Annotated in this window: 11 protein-coding genes; 10 read left to right on the top strand and 1 reads right to left on the bottom strand. The window is 67.4% G+C overall.

The genetic code is table 11. The features are described from left to right. The 7 genes from malQ to glgB form a co-directional block, all read left to right on the top strand. Nucleotides 1–1,295: 4-alpha-glucanotransferase (malQ, locus tag RI841_RS03215; RefSeq protein ID WP_310704142.1), on the top strand; the 1,295-nt coding region annotated here is incomplete at its 5' end. Continuing rightward, complete coding sequence (gene treY / locus RI841_RS03220) at nt 1,292–4,159, top strand: malto-oligosyltrehalose synthase (RefSeq protein ID WP_310704143.1); 2,868 nt, start codon at nt 1,292–1,294, stop codon at nt 4,157–4,159. The genes malQ and treY, both read left to right, overlap by 4 nt. Nucleotide 4,160: 1 nt before the next feature. Then, nucleotides 4,161–4,436, top strand: coding sequence for a DUF2934 domain-containing protein (locus tag RI841_RS03225; protein ID WP_310704144.1), 276 nt, complete (start codon nt 4,161–4,163; stop codon nt 4,434–4,436). A 99-nt stretch (nt 4,437–4,535) separates the two neighbouring features. After that, nucleotides 4,536–6,731, top strand: a complete 2,196-nt coding sequence (gene glgX / locus RI841_RS03230; protein WP_310704145.1) for a glycogen debranching protein GlgX — start codon at nt 4,536–4,538, stop codon at nt 6,729–6,731. 34 nt (nt 6,732–6,765) lie between these two features. Further along, nucleotides 6,766–8,790 (top strand): alpha-1,4-glucan--maltose-1-phosphate maltosyltransferase, encoded by a 2,025-nt coding sequence (locus tag RI841_RS03235; protein ID WP_310704146.1) that lies wholly within the window; start codon nt 6,766–6,768, stop codon nt 8,788–8,790. A 49-nt stretch (nt 8,791–8,839) separates the two neighbouring features. Then, nucleotides 8,840–12,163 (top strand): maltose alpha-D-glucosyltransferase, encoded by a 3,324-nt coding sequence (gene treS, locus RI841_RS03240; protein WP_310704147.1) that lies wholly within the window; start codon nt 8,840–8,842, stop codon nt 12,161–12,163. After that, entirely contained in the window at nt 12,156–14,369 is a 2,214-nt protein-coding gene (glgB, locus tag RI841_RS03245) for a 1,4-alpha-glucan branching protein GlgB (RefSeq protein WP_310704148.1), read from the top strand. The genes treS and glgB overlap by 8 nt, the downstream gene beginning before the upstream one ends. Nucleotides 14,370–14,439: 70 nt before the next feature. On the opposite strand, the gene RI841_RS03250 is transcribed toward glgB, so the two are convergent. Continuing rightward, complete coding sequence (locus tag RI841_RS03250) at nt 14,440–15,060, bottom strand: flavin reductase family protein (RefSeq protein ID WP_310704149.1); 621 nt, start codon at nt 15,058–15,060, stop codon at nt 14,440–14,442. A 123-nt stretch (nt 15,061–15,183) separates the two neighbouring features. On the opposite strand from RI841_RS03250, the gene recC reads away from it, so the two are divergent. The 3 genes from recC to recD all read left to right on the top strand — a co-directional run. Further along, complete coding sequence (gene recC, locus RI841_RS03255) at nt 15,184–18,879, top strand: exodeoxyribonuclease V subunit gamma (RefSeq protein ID WP_310704150.1); 3,696 nt, start codon at nt 15,184–15,186, stop codon at nt 18,877–18,879. Then, nucleotides 18,876–23,039 carry a UvrD-helicase domain-containing protein gene (locus tag RI841_RS03260; protein WP_310704151.1) on the top strand — a complete coding sequence of 1,388 codons (4,164 nt, stop codon included), beginning with the start codon at nt 18,876–18,878 and terminating at the stop codon, nt 23,037–23,039. The genes recC and RI841_RS03260 overlap by 4 nt, the downstream gene beginning before the upstream one ends. Before the next feature lie 17 nt (nt 23,040–23,056). Next, nucleotides 23,057–24,462: exodeoxyribonuclease V subunit alpha (gene recD / locus RI841_RS03265; RefSeq protein WP_310704152.1), on the top strand; the 1,406-nt coding region annotated here is incomplete at its 3' end.

Below are 24,462 nucleotides of genomic sequence, written 5' to 3' on the forward strand. Positions count from 1 at the left end.
ACGACCTCATGGCCCGCCAGGACGGCGAGGCCCGGGCACAGCGCAAGGCGCTGGCGGCCTTCCGCCAGGCGGGCGGCAGCCAACTGAAGTGCCACTGCCGCTTCGAGGCCCTGCAGGCGTCCTTCGGGCCGAGCGACTGGCGCGACTGGCCGCGGGCACTCCGGGACCCGGCCAGCCCCGAGGTGGAGCACTTTGCCACGGCCCACGCCCACGAGGTGGGATTTCATGCCTTCTTGCAGTGGCTGGCTGCCGACGGTTTCTCCCGCGCTCAGGCGGCGGCCCGCGAAGCCGGCATGGCGGTGGGGCTGATCGCCGACCTGGCCGTGGGTGCCGACGCGGCGGGCAGCCAGGCGTGGAGCCGCCAGGGCGAGATGCTCCACGGGGTCTCGATCGGCGCACCGCCGGATCTCATCAACGTGCATGGCCAGGACTGGGGGCTCGCCGCCTTCTCACCCCATGGCCTGATATGCTCGGGGTTTCGTAGCTTCATCGACATGCTGCGCAGCGCCTTCGCCCATGCCGGCGGGCTGCGTATCGATCATGTCCTCGGCCTGCTGCGCCTGTGGTTGATCCCCCACGGCGAGCCGCCCACCCAGGGCGGTTACCTGCGCTATCCGCTGGAGGACATGCTACGCCTGTTGGCGCTGGAGTCGTGGCGTCACCGTGCCATCGTCATCGGCGAGGACCTGGGCACCGTCGCCCCCGGCTTCAGCGATCGCCTGGTTTCGCACGGCATCCTTGGCATGCAGGTGCTGTGGTTCGAGCAGGACGACGACGAGGCGTTCCTGCCGGCAAACGCCTGGTCGCACGAGGCGATGGCAACCACCTCGACCCACGACCTGCCTACCGTCGCTGGCTGGTGGGCGGGCCGCGATATCGACTGGCGCAGTCGCCTGGGGCTGCTTGGCGTGATGCAGAGTGCCGCGGCCGAACGTGAGGCTCGCCGCCGGGCGCGGGCGGGCCTGGCGAGCGTGCTGGGGCTGCTCGGTAGCCACCCGACTACGGCCGCGCTGGAGGCGGCCGACATTTCCGCCTCGCAGGTGCTCGACGCCTGCGCTCGTCACCTGGGCCGCACGCCCGCCCCGCTGGTGCTGCTGCCGGTGGAGGATGCGCTAGGGCTCGAGGAGCAAGCCAACCTGCCGGGCACCTTCGACGAACATCCCAACTGGCGGCGACGCTGGATGGCCGATGCGGACCTGCTGTTGACATCGGACAAGGTTGGCCAACGGCTCGAGGAGCTACAAAGCGCCCGCGAAGCCTCACGTACTGTCGCGCCCAGGGAGCCCGAATCATGAGCGCCATTCGCGCGACGGTACGCCTGCAGTTTCATCCCGGGTTCACCCTGGACGATGGCGCAGGCTGGGTGGACTACTACGCCCGACTCGGCGTCAGCCACCTCTATGCCTCGCCACTGCAGGCCTCGCGCACCGGTTCCTCCCACGGCTACGATGGCATCGACCCCACCCGCATCGACCCCGAACTGGGCGGCAATGCGGCGCTAGAGCGCCTCGTCGCGGCGCTGCATTTACATGGTATGGGGCTTATTCTCGACATCGTCCCCAACCACGTGGCGGTGGGCGGCTCGGAGAATCCCTGGTGGCAGGAGGTGCTAGCCTGGGGCCAGGACAGCCCCTATGCTGCGTTCTTCGACATCGACTGGGACTCCCCCGACCCGCTGCTCGCCGGCAAGCTGCTCGTCCCCTTCCTCGGCGGGCCCTATGCCGAGGTATTGCACGCCGGCGAGTTGGTGCTGCGCCAAGCGCCCCAGTCGGCCAGCTTTCATGTCGCCTATCACGAGCATCGCTTCCCCATCGACCCGCGCCACTACGGCGACATCCTGCGCCTGGCCGAGCATGACGGGCTGCTCGAGTTGGCAGCGCACTTCGATGCTCTGACCCAGCGCGAGGACGCCTATACCGCCGTCGGCGAGGCCCGCCGCCGGCTGCTTCAGGCCATCGAGGCGCCGGCCGCCCGCCAGGCCCTTAACTCCGCCCTGGCGCAGTTCAACGGTGCGTCCCCTACCGGCGCCATCCGCTTTCACGCCCTGCTTGAGCGCCAGCACTACCGCCTGGCGTGGTGGCGCACCGCTTCCGACGAAATCAACTGGCGGCGCTTCTTCGACGTCAGCGAGCTGGGAGGACTGCGCGTCGAGCTCCCCGCGGTCTTCGAGGCCGTTCACACCCTGCCACTGCGCCTGGTCGAGCTGGGCTGGGTGGATGGTCTGCGGGTCGACCATGTCGACGGTCTGGCCGACCCACGCGGCTACTGCTTGCGCCTGCGCGAACGGCTGGACAACCTTCAGGAGAGGCACCCGGCCGATGCCCCCCCACGCCACATCCCTCTCTATGTGGAAAAGATCCTTGGCGCGGGCGAGACCCTACACCGCGACTGGGGCGTGGACGGCACCAGCGGCTACGAGTTCATGAATGTTGTCTCCGGCGTGCAGCATGACCCCGCCGGTGCCCAGCCGCTGCGCCAACTGTGGCGCGACGTCAGCGGCCGCGACCCCGACTTTCTCGTCGAAGTGTGCCAGGCCAGGCGAGAGGTTATGGCGCAACTACTGGCCAGCGAATTCGAGGCCTGCGCCCGGGCGCTGCATGCCGTTGCTCGCTGTCGGGTGGCGGACCGCGACATCACCCAGGCGGCGATCAAACGCGCGCTCACAGAGTTGATCGTCCACTTCCCCGTCTATCGAACTTATGCCGACGACGAGGGCCGTCCCGAGGACGACACCCCCTTTTTCGCCGAGGCGAAGGCGGGCGCCCGCGAGACGCTCAGCCCTCCCGACGCGGCGGTGCTCGAGCGTCTAGACGCCTGGCTTGGCGGCGAGGCACCCGGCGAGTGTGACGACGAAGAGGAGCGCCGGCGACGACAGCGGGCCATCGTGCGTTTCCAGCAGCTCACCTCGCCGGTAGCCGCCAAGGCGGTAGAGGACACCGCCGGCTATCGCGGCGCGGCGTTGATCTCGCGCAACGACGTGGGCTTCGACGGTGAGCATTTCTTCCACTCTGCCGAGCAATTCCACGACGCAAATGCATGGCGCGCCCGACACTTCCCGCACAGTCTGGTCACCACTGCGACCCACGACCACAAGCGCGGCGAGGACGTACGCGCGCGCCTGGCCGCACTCAGCGAGAATGCTGCAACCTTCGCCAGCCGTGTCGAACGCTGGCGTGACCTTGCCCGCCCGCTGCGCCAAGCGCTCTCGAGCGGCCCGGCTCCCGCCTCCGGCGACGAGCTGATTCTCTACCAGGTGCTGCTCGGTGCCTGGCCGCCGACGCTGAGGCCACAGGATGTCGAGGCCATGCGGACGTTCGCCGAGCGCCTCGCCCAGTGGCAACAGAAAGCGCTGCGCGAGGCCAAGCTGCGCAGCCACTGGTTGTGGCCCGATGAAGCCTACGAGGCGGCCTGCCGCAACTACCTGGTAGAGCTGCTCGACGACCCGGCGCTGTGCGACGAGATCGCTACGGCGGCGCGCACCCTGGACCTGCCGGGGGCGATCAACGGCCTGACCCAGACCGTGCTGCGCCTGACCGTGCCCGGGGTACCGGACCTCTACCAGGGCTGTGAGTTCTGGGATTACAGCCTGGTCGATCCCGACAACCGGCGTCCCGTCGACCATGCAGCGCGCCAGGCGGCACTGGGCGAGGCGCTCTCGCCGGCGGCGGCGCTGCCGCAGTGGCAGGACGGGAGGGTGAAACAAGCCGTCATTGCGCGGCTGCTGACACTGCGCCACACCTGTCCTGCGCTGTTTGCCCAAGGGGACTATCGACCGCTTGCGATCGATGGCCAGCATGCCGACAAGCTACTGGCCTTCACCCGCCACCATGCCGGACAGCGGCTGCTGGTGGTGGTGCCCCGGCTAACCGCTGAGCTGATCGGCGACACCCAACAGCCGCATGTGCCGCCGCAGCGCTGGGGGAACACCCGGCTGCAGGCGCCCCCCGAGATGACGGGCGTCTGGCACGGCGTGCTGAGTGATGACTCGCTCGAGCTTCATGAAGAGACATCGTACGAAAACGCCCCTGGCGAGGGCGAGCTGACTGCCGCGCGCCTGTTGGCAACACTGCCCGCCGGCGTGTTTCTCCATGACGACTTACCGACAGCCAGCGCGAGAAAAGGGCTTTTTGCTTTTACATCGGAACATGAGGAGAGCTGACATGGCTGACAAGAAAACGGTCGAAGAGCATATACGGAGGCTGGCCTACAGCATCTGGGAATCCGAGGGGCGTCCCGAGGGGCTACAGCAGCGCCACTGGGACATGGCGCTGAAGATCGTCGCTATGGAAGAGGCGTCGGACCGTGAAGCCTACGACGCGCCCCCCCCCCAAGTGCCGGACAAGAGCGTCGAACGGACCCATAGTAAGGCCGACTCAACAAAGGCGAAAACGACGACACCATCGGATCGCGTCACCGCATCCCGGACGAAGACATGACCCAGGGCGGCGAGAAGGTGTCAACGTCGCGCCGGCGGCGGTCATCGCTGACGCCGCATTCACGAGGAAGCGTGACCCAGCAGGAAAAGAATGAGAGCGATGAACACAAGACAAGTCTCGCAGGATAACGACGAAGCCGTCGCGGCCGATGAACTCCCTGGCGTCATCCAACGCTCTCGCGTGCATGAAGGATTGCCATTTCCTCTCGGGGCCACCTGGGATGGACTAGGCGTGAACTTCGCGCTCTTTTCGGCCAACGCGACCCGGGTCGAGCTGTGCCTCTTCGATGACTCGGGTACCCACGAGTTGGAGCGTGTCGAACTGCCTGAATACACCGATGAGGTATGGCACGGCTACCTTCCCGATGCTCGGCCCGGCCAACTCTATGGCTACCGGGTCCATGGTCCCTATGCGCCTGAGGAGGGACACCGCTTCAACCCCAACAAGCTGCTGCTCGACCCTTACGCCAAGCAGCTCATCGGCGAGCTGACCTGGGACGAAGCACTGTTCGGCTACACCATCGGCCACCCCGATGGCGACCTCAGTTTCGATGAGCGCGATAGCTCGCCGTTCATGCCACGCTGCCGCGTGGTCGACCCCGCCTTCACCTGGGGCCGCTCGCTGGGCCTGCAGCTACCTTGGGATCATACCATTCTCTACGAGATGCATGTACGCGGCTATACCATGCGCCACCCCGCAGTCCCGGTAGCATTACGTGGCACCTTTGCCGGGTTGATGGTCAACACGGTGGTCGACTATATCCGCTCGCTCGGGGTTTCTTCGGTTGAATTTCTGCCGATCCACGCCTTCGTCGATGACCAGCACCTGCTCGAACAGGGGCTACGCAATTACTGGGGCTACAACACCCTGGGCTTCTTCGCCCCGCATTCACGCTATCTTTCTGGCGAAAGTATTAATGAATTCAAGGAGTTGGTGGCGCGTTATCACGCCGCGGGCCTGGAAGTTATCCTTGATGTGGTCTATAACCACACCGCGGAAGGCAATCAGCTCGGTCCCACCCTGTCGCTCAAGGGAATCGACAACGCTGTCTACTATCGCCTGCAGCCTGATCAGCCGCGCTACTACATCGATGACACCGGCACCGGCAATACTCTCAACCTGAGCCATCCGCGGGTTCTGCAGATGGTCACTGACTCGCTCCGCTACTGGGCCACGGAAATGCGTGTCGACGGCTTCCGCTTCGACCTGGCGACGATCCTCGGGCGCGAGCGCGACGCTTTCGACGAAGGCGGGGGTTTCCTCGATGCCTGCCGCCAGGACCCGGTCCTCAGCCAGGTCAAGTTGATTGCCGAGCCTTGGGATTGCGGCCCAGGCGGCTACCAGGTGGGCGGCTTTCCGCCCGGCTGGGCGGAGTGGAACGACCGATTTCGCGACACTACCCGCGCCTTCTGGCGAGGCGACGAGGGTCAGCTGTCCGAGCTCGCCACGCGGCTGTTGGGGTCGGCGGACGTCTTCAAACGCCGAGGGCGGCGTCCCTTCGCCTCGGTCAACTTCGTGACCGCTCATGACGGCTTTACCCTCTACGATCTGGTCGCCTATAACAAGAAACACAACAAGCCCAATGGCGACAAGAACAGGGACGGCCACGATAACAACCTATCGTGGAACCATGGTGAAGAAGGCCCCACCGACGACCCCGAAATACAGGCGTTGCGGCTGCGCCAGATCCGCAACTTCCTGGCTACCATCCTGTTCTCCCAGGGCACCCCAATGCTGCTGGCGGGCGACGAGTTGCTGCGCACCCAGCAGGGCAACAACAACGCCTACTGCCAGGACAACGAGATCAGTTGGGTCGACTGGAACCCCAGCGGGGATGCCCACGCAATGATCGACTATGTGCGGCGCGTGATCGCTCTGCGCCTGCACTACCCCATTCTGCGCCGGGGACGATTCCTCTCCGGGGAATTCAACGAGACGATGGGGCTGAAGGAGGTCACCTGGCTGGCACCCGATGGCGAGGAGATGGATGTGGAGCGCTGGGAGAACCCCGAGGCGCGCACGCTGGAGCTGCTGCTGGACGGCAGGGCCCAACCGTCCGGCATCCGACGCCACGGCGATGACCGCTCGCTGCTGATCCTCTTCAACGCCCACGCCGAGCCGGTCACGTTCGCATTGCCCCAGTCCCCTAGAGGCAGCGGCTGGCAATGCCGGCTGGATACCAGCCGCACCGTCGATGAGGCAGCCTTTCACGACGAGTATGTCATGGAGAGCCACTCGTTGGCCCTGCTTGAGCTGATGCAGGATTGCGCTGGCCAGTCAGAGCCAAACGTATAGCGACAGGCTGAGCGGCAACACAGAGGAGCATGTGATGAGTTCACCTCCACATTCAGCGCCCCGGGCCACCCCGGGACAAGCGCAGGAAATCAAGGTGCAGGCCGCCGTTAATGCGCCGCGCATCGCCATCGAATCCGTGCAGCCATCTCTCGACCACGGGCGATTCGCCGCCAAGGCCATCGTCGATGAGCCGGTCCATGTCAGGGCGACGATCTTCGCCGACGGCCATGACATACTGGCCGCCGCTGTTTGCTGGTACGACGACGAGGGCCGGCAGCACCGTGAGCCCATGTGTCAGATACAGCCGCCGGGTCTGGATCGCTGGGAAGGTCGCTTTTCGCCCCGCCGGGTGGGGCGACACGGTTTCTTCATCGAGGCCTGGTGGGATACCTACGCCACCTACCGCGACGAACTCTCGAAGAAGCACCAGGCGGGCGTGCCGGTGGGGCTCGAGCTCGAGGAGGGAAGACGGCTGCTCGTCCAGGCCATCGAGCGCAGCGAGGGGGCCCTGAAGGATGCCTTCAAGGCCCTTCATGGGCGTTTCCAATGGCTGGACCACGACGCCGAGCGGGTCGCACTTCTGCTCGATGGCGATACCGTCCAGTTGATGCACGAAGCGAACACCCGCCCGCACCTGACCCGAAGTGATGTTTTCTACCCCTTGGAGGTGGAGCGTCTCAAGGCCCGCTTCTCGAGCTGGTATGAACTGTTCCCTCGCTCGGAGACCGACGATCCTCACCGCCACGGCACCTTCAAGGATGTGCACAAGCGGCTACCGATGATCCGCGACATGGGCTTCGACGTGCTCTATTTCCCCCCCATCCACCCGGTCGGCCACACGCATCGCAAGGGGCCCAACAACAGCCTCGAGGCAGGACCGGACGACCCGGGCAGCCCCTATGCCATCGGCAGCAAGGAGGGAGGTCATGAAGCGATTCATCCCCAACTAGGCACGCGAGATGATTTTCGGCATCTGGTGCGCAGTGCCGCCGACCATGGCATGGAGATCGCCCTGGATTTCGCCATCCAATGCTCCCCGGACCACCCCTGGCTCAAGGAGCATCCCGGCTGGTTCTCCTGGCGTCCCGACGGGTCTATCCGCTATGCGGAAAATCCACCCAAGAAATATCAGGACATCGTCAATGTCGACTTCTATTCCGAAGACGCGATCCCATCGCTCTGGATGACGCTGCGCGACGTGGTGCAGGGCTGGGTTGACGAGGGTGTCAAGATATTCCGCGTCGACAACCCTCACACCAAGCCGCTGCCCTTCTGGGAGTGGCTGATTGCCGATATTCGCGGCCGCGACCCGTCGGTGATCTTTCTTGCCGAGGCCTTCACGCGGCCGGCCATGATGCTGCGCCTCGGCAAGCTGGGTTTCAATCAGAGCTATACCTACTTCACCTGGCGCCATACCAAGGCGGAACTGACGGCGTATTTCACCCAACTGAACGAACCGCCGCTGCGTGACGGGTACCGGCCCAACTTCTTCGTCAACACGCCGGATATCAATCCCTACTTCCTGCAGTCCTCGGGGCGCCCCGGTTTCCTGATACGTGCCGCTCTCGCCACCATGGGCGCGGGGTCGTGGGGGATGTACTCCGGCTTCGAGCTGTGCGAGGGCGCGCCGGTGCCGAGCAAGGAGGAGTATCTCGACTCCGAGAAGTACGAGATCCGCCCGCGGGACTATACCGCGTCCGGCAACATCCGCTACGAGATCACCCAGCTCAACCGTATCCGTCGCGAGAACCCGGCGTTGCAGACCCACCTGGGACTGGCTTTTTACACGGTACACAACGATCACATCCTGCTATTCGGCAAGCGCACCGAGACGCAGCATAACTTCATTCTGGTTGCCGTCAATCTCGACCCGTTCGAGGCTCAGGAGGGGGTGTTCGAGTTGCCGCTGTGGGAGTTCGACCTGCCCGAGGATGCCCCACTTCATGCAGAGGACCTGATGAGCGGACAGCATTGGACCTGGCATGGTAAGTGGCAGTCGCTGCATCTCGAGCCATGGCATCAGCCGTTCGCCATCTGGCGTATTCGCCCGGTCCATTAGCCAGGCGTGACGAGCGCTTCGAATCGATGAATGCAGGGAGGGCAAGCCCATGATGGATATCAGCAGCGAAACTCAAGCCGTCGAGGCCATCGACTTTCTCGATGACCCTCTCTGGTACAAGGACGCCGTGATCTATCAGGTGCATGTCAAGGCGTTCTTCGATGCCAACGACGACGGCATCGGCGACTTCGAGGGGCTGATACAGAAGCTCGACTACGTCGTCAGCCTGGGCGTGAACACGATCTGGATATTGCCGTTCTACCCCTCGCCGCGCCGCGACGACGGTTACGACATCGCCGAATACACCAGCGTCAGTCCCGACTACGGCACCCTGGCAGATGCCCAGCGCTTCATCGACGAGGCACACTGGCGTGGCTTGCGGGTACTGACCGAGCTGGTCATCAACCACACCTCCGATCAGCATGAGTGGTTCCAGCGCGCCCGGCGGGCCCCGGCCGGTTCAAAGGAGCGGGAGTTCTACGTGTGGTCGGACACCGACCAGAATTACCCCGGCACGCGCATCATCTTCCTCGACACCGAGAGCTCCAACTGGACCTGGGATCCAGTGGCGGGTGCCTATTACTGGCATCGCTTCTACTCGCACCAGCCGGATCTAAACTTCGACAATCCGCAGGTGCTCGACGAGGTGATCCGGGTCATGGAGTTCTGGCTCGACATGGGGATCGACGGCCTGCGCCTGGACGCCATTCCCTATCTCGTCGAGCGAGAGGGCACCAACAACGAAAACCTGCCCGAGACCCACATGGTGCTCAAGAAGATCCGTGCGGTGATCGACGAGCGCTACCCCGACCGCATGCTGCTGGCGGAAGCCAATCAATGGCCAGAGGAAACCCGCCCCTACTTCGGCGACGGCGACGAGTGCCACATGGCGTTCCATTTCCCACTGATGCCCCGCATGTATATGGCCCTGGCCCAGGAAGATCGTTTCCCGATCACCGACATTCTGCGCCAGACACCGGAGATTCCGCCTACTTGCCAGTGGGCGATCTTTCTGCGCAACCACGACGAACTGACCCTCGAGATGGTCACCGACAAGGAGCGCGACTATCTCTGGAACCACTACGCCACCGACCGCCGGGCGCGCATCAACCTGGGCATCCGGCGGCGGCTGGCGCCGCTACTCGAGCGCGATCGGCGGCGTATCGAGCTGCTCAACAGCCTGCTGCTGTCGATGCCGGGCACCCCGGTGCTTTACTACGGCGACGAGATCGGCATGGGTGATAACATCTACCTCGGCGACCGCGACGGGGTACGCACCCCGATGCAGTGGTCGGTGGATCGCAACGGCGGTTTCTCCCGTGCCGATCCGGCACGCCTGGTGCTGCCGCCGATTATGGACCCGCTCTACGGCTACCAAGCGGTCAACGTCGAGACCCAGGTGCGCGACTCACACTCGCTGCTCAACAACATGCGCCGACTTCTCTCTGTGCGCAGTCAGCATCGCGCCTTCAGCCGCGGCACCATGCGACCGCTCTATCCCGCCAACCGGCATATCCTCGCTTACCTGCGGGAGATAACGCTGGAAAACGGCGACACGGAAACGCTGCTCTGCGTGGCCAACATGGCGCACACTGCCCAGGCGGTGGAGCTCGATCTCTCCGCCTTCGCCGGCCAGGTACCGGTGGAGATGGTTGGCGGCAGCGCCTTTCCACCGATCGGACGAATACCCTACCTGCTCACGCAGCCGCCCTACGGTTTCTTCTGGTTCCTGCTGGCACCGGAAAGCGCCATGCCAAAGTGGCACGTGCCGGCACCTGAGCCGATGCCGGAGTACATCACCCTGGTCATCAAGAAACGTCTCGAGGAGATCTTCCAGCCGGTGACGCGCCGGCAGCTCGAACGCGAGATCCTGCCGAGCTACTTGCCCAAGCGCCGCTGGTTCGCCGCCAAACAGACGCGCATCGATCAGGTGCATATGCTCTATGTTGCCCGACTCGCGCACAGCCAGCATACGATGCTGATCAGTGAACTCGAGGTCCACCACGCCCAGGGCAGCGAGCGCTACCAGCTGCCACTGACGTTTCTCGGCGAGGAGGAGCAGACCAATGCCCTGCCCCAGCAGCTCGCCATGGCCCGTGTCCGACGTTTCCACGAAGTGGGGCTGCTCACCGACGCGCTGACCCTGGACGCCTTCGCCCTGGCGGTGCTCGAAGCCATGCGTCAGGGGACCAAGCTGCCCTGCGACGCCGGTGAGATCCGCTTCCTTCCCACCGCGGCCTTCGCCGAGCTTGAGCTGCCGGAGAATCCCGACGTGGTGCAGCAGGCCGCGGAGCAGTCCAACAGCTCGGTGATCATCGGCCATCGGCTGGTGCTCAAACTGTTCCGCCGCCTGGAGCCCGGCCTGCACCCCGAGGCGGAGATCGGTCGCTATCTCACCGAACGAGGCTTCGCCCATATCGCGCCACTGCATGGCGAGGTGACCCGCTTCGATGAGCAGGGCACGCCGCAGACACTGATGATCCTGCAGGGCTTCATCGACAACCAGGGTGACGCCTGGTCGTGGACCCATTCCACCCTGGGGCGGGCGATTCGCGAGGCGGTGACCGACCGGGAGCTGGGGCGCGACACGGGCCGCGAAGAGATGGGCTACGGCGCGTTCGAGGAGCTCGAAGGCTTCGCCATCACCCTGGGACGACGGCTGGGCGAGCTGCATATGGTGCTGGCTTCGCCCAGCGACGACCCGGCCTTCAGCCCCGAGGTGGCCGAACCCCCTCATGTCGAGCACTGGACGCGGCGGGTGCGCGAGCGCGTCGAGGAGGCCCTGGAACTGCTCGATCATTACAAGGGCGCCATTGGCGACGCCGAACGGCAGCAGGCCGAGCATATCCTGGCCGGCCGCGATACCCTGCTGGCCACCATCGAGACCATGGCGCGGCTCGCCGAGGGCAGCCTGATCACCCGCATCCACGGCGACTTGCATCTCGGCCAGGTGCTGGTGGCCCATGACGATGCCTACATCATCGACTTCGAGGGTGAGCCGGCCCGGCCGCTGGAGGAGCGTCGCGCCAAGGATAGCCCACTGCGCGATGTGGCAGGAATGCTGCGCTCCTTCGACTACGCCTACGCCAAGGCCGAAGAGGCGCAGAGCGATACCGGCCACGAGGTGGCGGACCAGTACCTGCTCCGGGGTCGTCAGGCATTCCTCAACGCCTACTGGGAGGCCACGCTGATGCTGCCTCACGAGTGGAAGCAAGCGACAGGCGCGGCCGCTGCGGTGGACCTGTTCGTGCTCGAAAAGACCGCCTACGAGATCGCCTACGAGGTCGCCAATCGTCCCGCCTGGCTGGGCGTGCCGCTGCGTGGCCTGGCAGCGATCGTCGACGAACTGAGCGAGGGAGAGCTACATGAATGATTTCACCGCCCGCCCCGTGCTGGATCGTACCCTATGGCTGCCGGAGGAGGAGGCCGAGGCGCTGGCGCGCGGCTCCCACGGCAACCCCTTCTCGGTGCTCGGCATTCACGAGGACGACGACGGCTACTTCCTGCGCGCCTTCCTGCCCGGTGCGCTGGGCGTCGACGTCCTCGACCGCGAGGACGGCAGCTTTCGCTGCTGCCTGACGGGCGTCCAGATACCGGGCCTCTTCGCCGGGCGGCTACCGCATGCCGCTCGCTACACCCTGCGCATTCGCTGGTCGGGCGGCGAACAGGAGACCGAGGACCCCTACAGCTTCGGCCTGCTGCTCGGCGAGATGGACCTCTACCTGATCGGCGAGGGCAACCACCGCAACCTGGGGCACTGCCTGGGTGCCCAGCCCATGGAGGTGGACGGCGTGGCAGGTGTGCGCTTCGCCGTTTGGGCACCCAATGCCCGGCGCGTCTCGGTGGTGGGCAACTTCAACAGCTGGGACGGACGACGCCACGTGATGCGCCTGCGCCACCCCGCCGGAGTGTGGGAACTGTTCCTGCCGCGCCTCGGCCCGGGGGAGTCCTACAAGTACGAGATCCTCGACGCCCACGGTGCGCTCGGTCTGCGCGCCGACCCGGTGGCGCTTGCCACCGAGGCGCCGCCGCGTACCGCCTCAGTGGTGGCCGACACCACGCCCTTCAACTGGCACGACAAGGAGTGGCTCGCCCGGCGCGGCGCGGCCCACGAGTCAGACAGGCCGATCAGCATTTACGAGGTGCACGCCGCCTCGTGGCGCAAGCACGGCGGCGACAACGGCGAACTCTACACCTGGCGCGAACTCACCGAGCACCTGATCCCCTACGTGCTGGAGATGGGCTTCACCCACGTCGAGCTACTGCCCGTCATGGAGCACCCCTTCGGCGGCTCCTGGGGCTACCAGCCGCTGAGCCAGTTCGCCCCCAGCGCGCGCTTCGGCACGCCCGCCGACTTCGCCTTCTTCGTCGACGCCTGCCATCTCGCCGGCCTCGGCGTGATCCTCGACTGGGTGCCGGCGCACTTCCCCACCGACCCCCACGGCTTGGCGCGCTTCGACGGCACCGCGCTGTACGAGTACGAGCACCCCTTCGAGGGCTTCCATCAGGACTGGGACACCTACATCTACAACCTGGGCCGGCGCGAGGTGCACGGCTTCATGCTGGCCTCGGCGCTGCACTGGCTGCGCCACTTCCATGTCGACGCGCTGCGCGTCGATGCTGTCGCGTCGATGCTCTACCGCAACTACTCCCGCAACGAGGGCGAGTGGATACCCAACAAATACGGCGGCCACGAGAACCTCGAGGCGATCGACTTTCTGCGCCATCTCAATGATGTGGTCGCCGAAGAGGCCTCCGGGGCGGTGGTGATCGCCGAGGAATCCACAGCCTGGCCCGGCGTCACCAAGCCCACCGCGGAAGGCGGCCTGGGCTTCGCCTACAAGTGGAATATGGGCTGGATGCACGACACCCTGGAGTACATCGCCAAGGATCCGGTCTATCGCTCCTATGCGCATCACGACATGACCTTTCCCATGATCTATGCCTTCTCGGAGCACTACGTGCTACCCATCTCCCACGACGAAGTTGTCCACGGCAAGGGCTCGCTGATCAGCAAGATGCCCGGCGACGAGTGGCAGCAGTTCGCCAACCTTCGGGCATATCTGGCCACCATGTGGACCCAGCCCGGCAAGAAGCTGCTGTTCATGGGCTGCGAGTTCGGTCAGTGGCGGGAGTGGAGCCATGACCGGCAACTTGACTGGTCGCTCCTCGGCGAGCCTCGTCATGCCGGCACACGACAGCTTGTTGCCGACCTCAACCAGCTCTACGCGACGCATCCTGCGCTGCACGAATGCGACAGCGATCCACACGGCTTCACCTGGGTCGTGGGCAACGACGACACCAACAGCGTCTTCGCCTGGCTGCGTCTGAGCGCGGCGGGCAAGCCGCTGCTTGTGGTCGCCAACATGACCCCGGTGCCGCGGGAAGGCTACCGCCTGGGTGTGCCTCTTCCGGGGCGCTGGGAGGAGATCTTCAACAGCGACGCCGGGTGTTACGGTGGCTCCAACCTGGGCAACATGGGGGAGCTGATGGCGGAAGACGCGCCGCTACATGGACAAACCGCAAGCCTCGCGATGACGCTGCCGCCATTGGCGGTCGTGATCCTGCTGCCATTCTGAAGGGGATCGACAAGCGCCGCGCCTCAACGTAGCCAACGATGTTGAGGAGGGGCAGGTCCATCCATCATGCCTAGCCTGACGACGGCCGCTCGACCACAAAGAGGTCATCCGTACGGGAATAGTCGTTGCCGGCCATGCGGCCGATGGGCCTGAGCCCCTCGGCACTGACGTGGCGGCCGTCCCACAGGGCATCGTCGACGTGGATCGACACCACCTCGGCGAGCACCAGGTTGCCGGCCAGCGGCTGGTCGCCGAAGCGGATGATCTCGCGCAGCCGGCAGCCGAAGGCCACCGGAGCGCCGGCCACCCGCGGCACCGAGACGCCGGGCATGGCGACCTTCTCCAGGCCGGCATGGACGAACTCGTCGTCGCCGTGCTCGAGCCCCGCGCTGGTGGCGTTCATCTCCTCGACCAGCCCCTCACCGCTGATATGCACCACGCACTCGGGCACTTCGTCGAGATTGCGGATGGTGTCCTTGGCCTGCCCCTCACCGTCGAGCAGCGGCGAGAAACCCAGCACGGGGGGATTCACGCTGACCACGTTGAAGAAGGAGAACGGCGCCAGGTTGGCGTTGCCCCGTGCATCCCGGGTCGATACCCAGGCGATGGGCCGGGGGCAGATGGAACCGGAGAAGAGACGGTAGATCTTGCCCGGGCTCAGGGTATCCTCTTCCAGCAGGTAGTCGCTCATCTCATGCCTCGTCTGCGATCGGGGGAATGGCCTCGATGGTACCGTCCTCGCCGACTCGCTGCAGCCGGGACTGCCACACCTGTGGCACCATGACAGCGTCGACCCCTGCGAAGGAACCGCGCCATGCCCCTCGATCTTCAGGGCCCCGAACTCGAACCCGGCTTCATGGTGATCCACGGCAACCGCCTGGAGGCCCTGCGTGGCCTGGCGGTGGCGTGGATGCGCCGACACCCGCTGGGGCCACTGGAGAACGAGACGATCCTGGTGCAGAGCAACGGCATCAGCCAGTGGCTGAAGCTCGCCCTGGCCGAGGACGAGACCAATGGCGGCGCCGGCATTGCCGCCGCCCTGGACGTGACCCTGCCGGCACGCTTCCTGTGGCAGGCCTACCGCAGCGTGCTCTCTCAAAGGGAAGGTGAGGACGCGGTGCCGCCGGTCTCGCCCTTCGACAAGCCGCGGCTGGTGTGGCGGCTGATGCGCCTGCTGCCCGCCCTGCTGGACTCACCCACCTTCGCGCCCCTGGCACGCTTCCTGGCCGGGGACGACGACCTGCGCAAGCGCCACCAGCTGGCCGAGCGCCTGGCCGACCTCTTCGACCAATACCAGGTCTACCGCGCCGACTGGCTGACCGCCTGGGCCGCGGGCGAGGACATGATCCTCACCGCACGCGGCGAGGCACGCCCGCTGGCCCCGGAGCAGCGCTGGCAGGCCGAGCTGTGGCGCGCGCTTAGAGACGACATCGGCGAATCCGGCCTGGCCTCCAGCCGCGCGGCGGTGCACGAACGCTTCCTCGAGGCGTGCCAGGCGCTCGATGCAACGCGCCGTCCAGCCGGCCTGCCGCGCCGGGTGATCGTCTTCGGCATCTCCTCGCTGCCCGCCCAGACCCTCGAGGCACTGGCTGCCATGGCACGGGTCAGCCAGGTACTGCTCTGCGTGCACAACCCCTGCCGCCACTACTGGGCGGATATCATCGAGCACAAGGATCTGCTCCGCGCCGAGCGCAAGCGCCAGCAGCGCCGCCCCGGCATGCCGGCGGACCTCGCCGAGACCGAGCTGCACCTGCACGCCCAGCCGCTGTTGGCCGCCTGGGGCAAGCAGGGCCGCGACTACCTGCGCCTGCTCGACGAGTTCGACGAGCAGCAGGCCTACCGCGGCCTCTTCGAGGGCGAGGCACTGCGCATCGACCTCTTCGACTCGCCGCTGGGTGAAGGGGAAGGTGATGGCGAGCCCAGCCTGCTGCGCCAGCTGCAGGACGACATCCTCGAACTGCGCCCGCTCCGCGAGACCCGCGAGACCTGGCCCGCGGTGGACCCGGCCCGCGACCGCTCGCTGCGCTTCCAGGTCGCCCACAGCGCCCTGCGCGAGGTGGAGATCCTCCACGACCAGCTGCTCGCCGCCTTCAGCGAGGACCCGACCCTCAAGCCCCGCGACATCCTGGTGATGGTGCCCGACGTCGACCACTACGCCGCCGCGGTTCAGGCGGTGTTCGGCCGGCTGGACGCCGACGACCCGCGCCATATCCCCTTCACCCTTTCCGACCAGGCCAGCCGTCACCGCCTGCCGCTGCTGATCGCCCTGGAACAGCTGCTGCGCCTGCCGGAGCTGCGCCTCTCGGTGAGCGACCTGCTCGACCTGCTGGAGGTGCCGGCGGTGCGCGCGCGCTTCGGCATCGACGAGGGTGGCCTGCCCACCCTGCGCCGCTGGATAGAGGGCGCCGGCATCCGCTGGGGGCTCGATGCCCGCCAGCGCCAGAGCCTGGACCTGCCGGAGGGTCTCACCGCCAACACCTGGGCCTTCGGCCTGCGCCGGCTGCTGCTCGGCTATGCCGTGGGCGACGCCGCCGAGGGCCACTGGCAGGGCATCGAGCCCTATGACGACATCGGCGGGCTGGAGGCGGCCTTGGCTGGCCCGCTGGTCAGCCTGGTCGACACCCTGGAGGCGCAGTGGCAGACGCTTGCCGAACCGGCCGACGTGACCACCTGGGGCGAGCGGCTGCGCCACCTGCTGGAGGCCTGTTTCCTGGCCGAGTCCGACCAGGACCTGATGGCGCTGACCCGGCTCGAGCAGGCGCTGGAAGCCTGGCAGGAGAGCGCCGAGGAGGCCGAGCTCACCGAGCCCCTGCCGCTTTCGGTGGTGCGCGAACACTGGCTTGCCCAGGTGGACGAGGCGAGCCTCTCCCAGCGCTTCCTGGCCGGCGCGGTGAACATCGCCACCTTGATGCCGATGCGCGCCATCCCCTTCCGCCACGTCTGCCTGCTGGGCATGAACGACGCCGACTACCCCAGGGTGCAGCGCCCGCTGGACATCGACCTGATGGCCCAGGACTACCGCCCCGGCGACCGCTCGCGCCGCGAGGACGACCGCTACCTCTTCCTGGAGGCGCTGCTCTCCGCCCTCGACCGGCTGAGCATCAGCTGGGTGGGTCGCAGCATCGTCGACAACAGCGAGCAGCCACCCTCGGTGCTGCTCGGCCAGCTGCGCGACCACCTGGCGCGCGGCTGGGTCCTGTCGGATGAAGGGCAGGCCGACCACGAAGGCGACGCAGATGGCAAGGCACTGCTGGCCGCGCTGACCACCGAGCACCCGCTGCAGCCCTTCAGCATCGAGTACTTCCGCGAAGGCTCCCCTCTTGCCACCTACGCCCACGAGTGGCGCGAGCTGCACCGCCCCGACGCCGAGCCCGCACCGACCCCGGCCGCCGAGCCCCCGCTGGCGCCGTTCCGCCAGGAGAACCCGCTGACACTGGCCCAACTGGGCCACTTCCTCAGGGCGCCGGTGCAGGCCTTCTACAACACCCGGCTCAAGGTCCATCTGGAAACGGCGGCCATGGAACGGCTCGACCACGAGCCCTTCACCCTGGATGGCCTCGACCACTGGCAGCTGCAGCATGCGCTGATCGAGGCAAGTCGCGCCGCGGTGGAAGCCGACGAGCCCCATGAGCCCGCCATGCTGGCCACGCTGGAGCGCCTGGAGCGTGAAGGGCGCCTGGCCATGGGTGGCTTCGCCGAGCAGATGCGCGAGACGCTCGTCGAGCCCATGGACACCCTCTTCGCCGACTACCGCCAGGTGCTCGATGAATGGCCTCACGCCATGGAAGCGCCGCTGGATGTATCGCTCGATCTTCGAAACGAGCTGGGCGAGGGCCTGACGCTGGAAGACTGGCTGGGCGAGCTACGCGTGAATGAGGCCGGCGAGCGCTGCCGGGTGCTGCTCACCACCAGCAGTCTGGTGCACAAGGGCAAGTACCACTGGAAGCACTGGCTCACCCCCTGGGTGGCCCACCTGGCCGGCCAACTGGAAGGCCCCTTGACCACTCGGCTGCTCTCCCGCGCCGGCGGCGGCACCCTGGCCCCACTGCCCGCGGACGAGGCCCGCGAGCGGCTGACGGCCATCGCCGACGCCTGGCGCCACGGCATGGCCATGCCCCTGCCGCTGGCCCGCGACACCGCCTTCGCCTGGCTGGAGAAGGGCGGCACCCCGCAGGCCATGACGCGCTGCCTCGCCGGCGAGGCCAGCGAGGACGACAACAAGGCCTGGAAGGCCGCCGAGAGCGCCTTCCACGGCAGCGGCTTCAACGGCGACCATGGCGAGCGCGGCCGCGACGCCTACCTGATGCGCCAGTGGCCGGAGCTCGAGGCCATGCTGCGTGCCAAGTTGTCGCCAATGGGGTCTGACCCCGCAACCGGGGCTACCTGGGGGTCAGACCCCATTGACTTTGCCGAGCTGGCCGAGCGGCTCTACGCCCCGCTGCTGCGCGCGGTGAAGACGCCGAAGGAGAAGAAGGGAAATAGCGGCAAGGGCAAGGGAGGCCAGTCATGAGCGCACCGGATCAGACGCCCCCCACCCTGGACCCGATCCACCTGTCGCTCACCGGCAGCCGGCTGATCGAGGCCAGCGCCGGCACCGGCAAGACCTTCACCATCGCCCTGCTCTACGTGCGCCTGGTGCTGGGCCCGCGGGACGAGGCTGATACCGCGAGCTTCCCCCGCGCGCTCACCCCGCCGGAGATCCTGGTGGTGACCTTCACCAATGCCGCCACCCGCGAGCTGCGCGACCGCATCCGTGCCCGGCTGGTGGAGGCGGCGGATGCATTTCTGGCCCAGAACAACGAAGCTCCGGGAGCAGGTTTCGATTACGCCACCGAAGGAGCGCCGGGGGCAGACCGCAGAGGAGGTCCTACGCCAGGGACGGCGTCGGTAGCGCCCAGGGAGGGGGTCACAGCGCCTCCTCGTAGGTCTGCCGCCGGATCAGCTCCGTCCATGGGAGCCACATCAGAAGGCGAAATCGACGACCTCTTCGCCGAACCGCCGGTGGATAACTCAGAGGCGGTGGACAAGTCGGGCGGCGATCCGCCGGGCGGCGATCCGCTGATCGCCCTGCGCGACAGCTACCCCCGCGAGAGCTGGCCCGCCTGCGCCCGCCGCCTGCAGCTGGCCGCCGAGTGGATGGACGAGGCCGCGGTCTCCACCATCCACGCCTGGTGCCACCGCATGCTGCGCGAGCACGCCTTCGAGAGCGGCAGCCTCTTCTCGCTGGAGATGAACCTCGACCAGTCGGAGCTCGAGCTCGAGGTCGCCCGGGACTACTGGCGCAGCTTCTACTACGCCCTGGACGCCGACGCCCTGGCGGTGGTCACCCGCTACTGGGAAACCCCCGACGCCCTCGCCGAGGACGTGCGGCGCCTGCAGGGCGATGCCGACCTGCTGCCCGATGCCCCGCCCCCCGCCGGGGCCCTGGCCGCCATGCAGGCCGAGCGCGCGCGGATGCTGGCTTCGCTCAAGGCGCCCTGGCCCGCCTGGGTGGATGAACTCGCCAGGCTGTTCGATGAAGGTCAGCAAGCCAAGGCGTTCAATGGCAGCAAGATGCGCAAGGACCATCGCAGCAACTGGCTGGACAAGCTGCGCGAGTGGGCCACAACCGACATGGATTGGCCGGACCTGGATCGCAAGGCCGCTGCCTGGCACCGTCTGACACCCGCGGGCATCGCCGAGATCTGGAAGGGCGAGCCTCCCGATCACCCGGCCTTCACCGCATTCGAGGCGCTGCCGGAGCAGCTCAAAACCCTGCCCGATGCCCACGCCGACCTGCTCGCCCACGCCGTGCACTGGATGAGCGAGCGCCGCGAGCGCATGCAACAGCGCCGCGCCGAGCTCGGCCCCGACGACCTGCTCGAGCGCCTCGATCGCGCCTTCGTGGGCGATGCCGGCGAGGCGCTGGCGGCGCACGTGCGCCGCCAGTTCCCGGTGGCCCTGGTCGACGAATTCCAGGACACCGACCCGGTGCAATATCGGCTCTTCGACCACGTCTACCGTCTGGCCGAGGCCCCCGACCCCGCCGCCCCCAGCGGCATCCTGCTGATCGGCGACCCCAAGCAGGCGATCTACGCCTTCCGCGGCGCCGATATCCATACCTACCTGCAGGCGCGGCGCGATACCGCCGGACGCCATGTCACCCTGGGCACCAACTTCCGCTCGGCCACCGCCATGGTGGAGGCGGTCAACCGGGTGTTTCGCTTCGCCGAATCCCACCCCGCCGGCCGCGGCGCCTTCCTGTTCCGCAAAAAGCGAGGGCAAAGAGAGCGCTTGGATCAGTCGGCGAGCGAGATGAAGCACAAGGCGCACGGCGCACAGGAAGCGAGACATAACGAGGGGTTAGGCGAGCTTTCGAGCACCGCGCAACGCAGTGATTCGCTCGCGCAGCCATTGAGCCAAGTGCTCGAAAACCCGGTGCCCTTCCTGCCGGTCAAGGCCAAGGGCCGCAAGGACGCCCTGACCCGCGACGGCGCGCCGCTGCCGGCCATGACGCTCTGGCACCTTGAATCCCAGGGCGACGCGGCTGAAGGGATGAACAAGGGCGCCTACTTCAAGGAGATGGCCGCGCGCTGCGCCACCCGGATGGCCGAGCTGCTGTGCGAGGGCCAGCAGGGGCGCACCGGCTTCGGCGAGCCGGGCAAGGCCTTGCGCGCGCTCAAGCCCTCGGATCTCGCCGTGCTGGTCAACAACGCGGGGGAGGCGAAGGCGATTCGCGGCGCACTGCTCGAGCGCGGCATCAAGAGCGTCTACCTCTCCGACAAGGAGGGCGTATTCGAGACCCCCGCCGCCCTGGAACTGGAGGTGTGGCTCGCCGCCTGCGGCGAACCCGACAGCGAGCGGCGCCTGCATGCCGCGCTGGCCATGCCCAGCCTGGGCATGGGGCTCCATGATCTCGACGCCCTGCAGCACGACGAGCTGGCCTGGGAAGAGCGTGTATTGCAGTTCCGGGCCTACCACCGCCAGTGGCAGCGCCAGGGCGTGCTGCCCATGCTGCACCGGCTGCTGGCCGACTTCGCCGTGCCCACCCGGCTGCTGAAAAGTGCCAGCGGTGAGCGCCATTTGACGGACCTGCTGCACCTGGGCGAGCTGCTGCAGGAAGCCAGCGCCGAGCTCGACGGCGAGCACGCCCTGCTGCGCCACCTCAGCGAGGCGCGCGCCCAGCCCCCGGCACAGGCCGACACCCACCGCCTGCGCCTGGAGAGCGACGCCGACCTGGTGCAGGTGATCACCATCCACAAGTCCAAGGGGCTGGAGTACCCGCTGGTCTTCCTGCCCTTCATCTGCGCCTTCCGCGAGAAGAAGGCCAGCGACCTGCCGCTCACCTGGCATGACGACCAGGGCCGGCGCCACCTCTCGCTGGAGGCCGACGACACGGTGCTGGCCCGCGCCGACGACGAGCGCCTGGGCGAGGACCTGCGCAAGCTCTACGTGGCCCTGACCCGCGCCCGTCACGCCACCTGGCTGGGCATCGCCCCGCTCAAGGGGCTGGAGCGCAGCGCCATCGGCCAGGTGCTCACCGCCGGTGCCCCGCTCTCGCCGAAGACCCTGGGCGAGGCGCTCGCGCCGCTGATAACCGAAGCCGGCGGCAACGAAGGCGTGGTAGAGATAGTGCCGGCGCCGGCGCCCCGCGATCTCGTGGTGCCCATCGAGCAGAACGGCGAGGCCCTGCGCGAGGCGCTCACGCCTGCCCGACGCGCCCGGGAGCACTGGTGGATCGCCAGCTACTCGGCGCTGCGACGGGGGGGCGAGCGCATCGGTGGAGGGGAGGAAGCGCCCGAGACCGCGCTATCCATAGAGCCCGAAACTGCGCTCGCGAAGGAAGAGCCCGAAACCGCTCTTGAAGCCACCGCCCGGGAGATGCGCGACGAGCCCCAGGACCCGGCCGGTGCGTCCATGGCGGTCAGCGAGGCCTCACTTCACCTGTTTCCTCGTGGGCCGGCAGCGGGCACCTTCCTGCACGGCCTGCTGGAGTGGGCCGGCCACGAGGGCTTCGAGGCGTTGGCCGCCGATCCCGAACGCCTCGACGACACCCTGGCCCGGCGCGCCAACCTGCGCGGCTGGCGCGAGCGCATCCCCGCGCTGCAGGCCTGGCTGCGCGGACTGCTGACAAGCGAATTGCCGGTGCCGAGTGCCCCCGAGGGGCCGGTGGCGCCGCTGCGCCTGGCGGAATTGGCGAGCACTCGCTATCAGGTGGAGCTGGAGTTCTGGTTTGCCGCCCACCAGGTCGACACCGCTCGCCTGGACGCCCTCGTGAGCGCTCACACACTGGGTGGCGCCGCTCGCCCGGCGCTGGAGCGCGACCGGCTCAATGGCATGCTCAAGGGCTTCATCGATCTGGTGGTGGAGCACGAGGGGCGCTTCTACGTGCTCGACTGGAAATCCAACCACCTGGGTCGCGACGACGAGGCCTACGCCGAGGCGGCGATGGCCGAGGCAGTGCGCGAGAAGCGCTACGATCTGCAGTACTGCCTCTACCTGCTGGCCCTGCACCGCCTGCTCAAGTCGCGGCTGCCGGACTACGACATCGACCGCCACCTGGGCGGCGCGCTCTATGTGTTCCTGCGCGGCCAGCACGCGCCCTCGCGGGGCGTGCACCGTGAGCGCCCGCCCCGTGAGCTGATCGAACAGCTGGACGCCCTGTTCCGCGCCCCGGAGGCACAGCCATGAGCGGTAGAGAAAAAACCATGAGCGATAGACAAACCGCCACCAGTGACAACGTGCCATCCGGCGATGCCGCCATCGCCGACGCCCTGCGGGAGCCGCCGGTGCTGTTCGCCCTGCTCGACCGCTGGGTGGCCCGCGGCTGGCTGCGCGCCCTGGATCGCGCCTTCGCGGCCTTCCTGGCCCGCGAGGTGCCCGACGCCCCGGCCCCGCTGCTGCTGGCCGCGGCACTTGCCAGCCACCAGCTCGGCCGCGGCCATGTGTGCCTGGACCTGGCACAGACCCTGGCCGAGCCGGACCTGGCGCTCTCGCTGCCGCCCGAGGGCGACAGCCTGGAAGACCCGCCGCCGCGGCCCAGCCAACTGCTCGGCGAGCTCACGCTGTCCGGCTGGCAGGAAGCGCTCACTCACCCGCTGATCATCGGCCACGGCCCCGGCAACACCCCGCTGGTGCTCGACGACACCCGGCTCTACCTGCGCCGCTTCTGGCACCACGAGCGCTCGATCCAGCAGCACATCGCCTCCAGACTGGAAAGCGGTTCCTACTGTAGGAACAAGGCTGAGTCAGGCGAAGGCGCCGACAGGCGCCCCGATCAGGCAATGAACCTCGACGCTCTCTCCCGGGCCCTGGCCGCCCTCTTCCCCATGGGAGACCACCTGGACTGGCAGAAGGCCGCCTGCGCCCTGGCCGCCCGTTCGCCCTTCGCGGTGATCACCGGCGGCCCCGGCACCGGCAAGACCACCACCGTGGTCAAGCTGCTCGCCCTGCTGCAGACCCTCGCCCTTGGCGCAGGCCAGCGAGCGCTGCGCATCCGCCTGGCCGCCCCCACCGGCAAGGCCGCCGCGCGCCTCAACGAGTCCATCGCCGGCCAGGTCAGCTCCCTGGAACTGGATGGCCTGGCCCCACTGCTGGCTGTCTTGGAGAAAGAGGAGAGCAGTAATCCATCGTGGGAGCGCACTTCAGTGCGCGAAAGCGGTGCCGAAGCCCTTCGAAAAGCCATCCCAACGGACGTCACCACCCTCCACCGCCTGCTGGGCTCGCGCCCCGACACCCGCCACTTCCGCCACCACGCCCGAAACCCGCTGCCGCTGGACGTGCTGGTGGTGGACGAGGCCTCCATGGTCGACGTGGAAATGATGGCCGCCCTGCTCGACGCCCTGCCGCCCCGTGGGCGACTGGTGCTGCTGGGCGACAAGGACCAGCTCGCCTCGGTGGAGGCCGGCTCGGTGCTGGGCGACCTGTGCGCCCGCGCCGAGGGCGGCCACTACACGCCCGAGACCGCCGACTGGCTCGCCGAAGCCACCGGCCAGGCGTTGCCCCCCGAGAGGCTCGACGCCAACGGCGCCCCGCTGGACCAGGCCATCGCCATGCTGCGGCACAGCCACCGCTTTGACGCCGAGAGCGGCATCGGCCAGCTGGCCAGCGCGGT

It is taken from the genome of Halomonas sp., assembly GCF_031581305.1.
Taxonomy (GTDB): Bacteria; Pseudomonadota; Gammaproteobacteria; order Pseudomonadales; family Halomonadaceae; genus Halomonas.

Excerpts from the sequence above, each read along its gene's own strand:
- glgB (WP_310704148.1), top strand. The coding sequence starts at position 12,156 with ATGAATGATTTCACCGCCCGCCCCGTGCTGGATCGTACCCTATGGCTG.
- recC (WP_310704150.1), top strand. The coding sequence starts at position 15,184 with ATGCCCCTCGATCTTCAGGGCCCCGAACTCGAACCCGGCTTCATGGTG.
- RI841_RS03260 (WP_310704151.1), top strand. The coding sequence starts at position 18,876 with ATGAGCGCACCGGATCAGACGCCCCCCACCCTGGACCCGATCCACCTG.
- RI841_RS03225 (WP_310704144.1), top strand. The coding sequence starts at position 4,161 with ATGGCTGACAAGAAAACGGTCGAAGAGCATATACGGAGGCTGGCCTAC.
- treY (WP_310704143.1), top strand. The coding sequence starts at position 1,292 with ATGAGCGCCATTCGCGCGACGGTACGCCTGCAGTTTCATCCCGGGTTC.
- RI841_RS03250 (WP_310704149.1), bottom strand. The coding sequence starts at position 15,060 with ATGAGCGACTACCTGCTGGAAGAGGATACCCTGAGCCCGGGCAAGATC.
- RI841_RS03235 (WP_310704146.1), top strand. The coding sequence starts at position 6,766 with ATGAGTTCACCTCCACATTCAGCGCCCCGGGCCACCCCGGGACAAGCG.
- glgX (WP_310704145.1), top strand. The coding sequence starts at position 4,536 with ATGAACACAAGACAAGTCTCGCAGGATAACGACGAAGCCGTCGCGGCC.
- treS (WP_310704147.1), top strand. The coding sequence starts at position 8,840 with ATGATGGATATCAGCAGCGAAACTCAAGCCGTCGAGGCCATCGACTTT.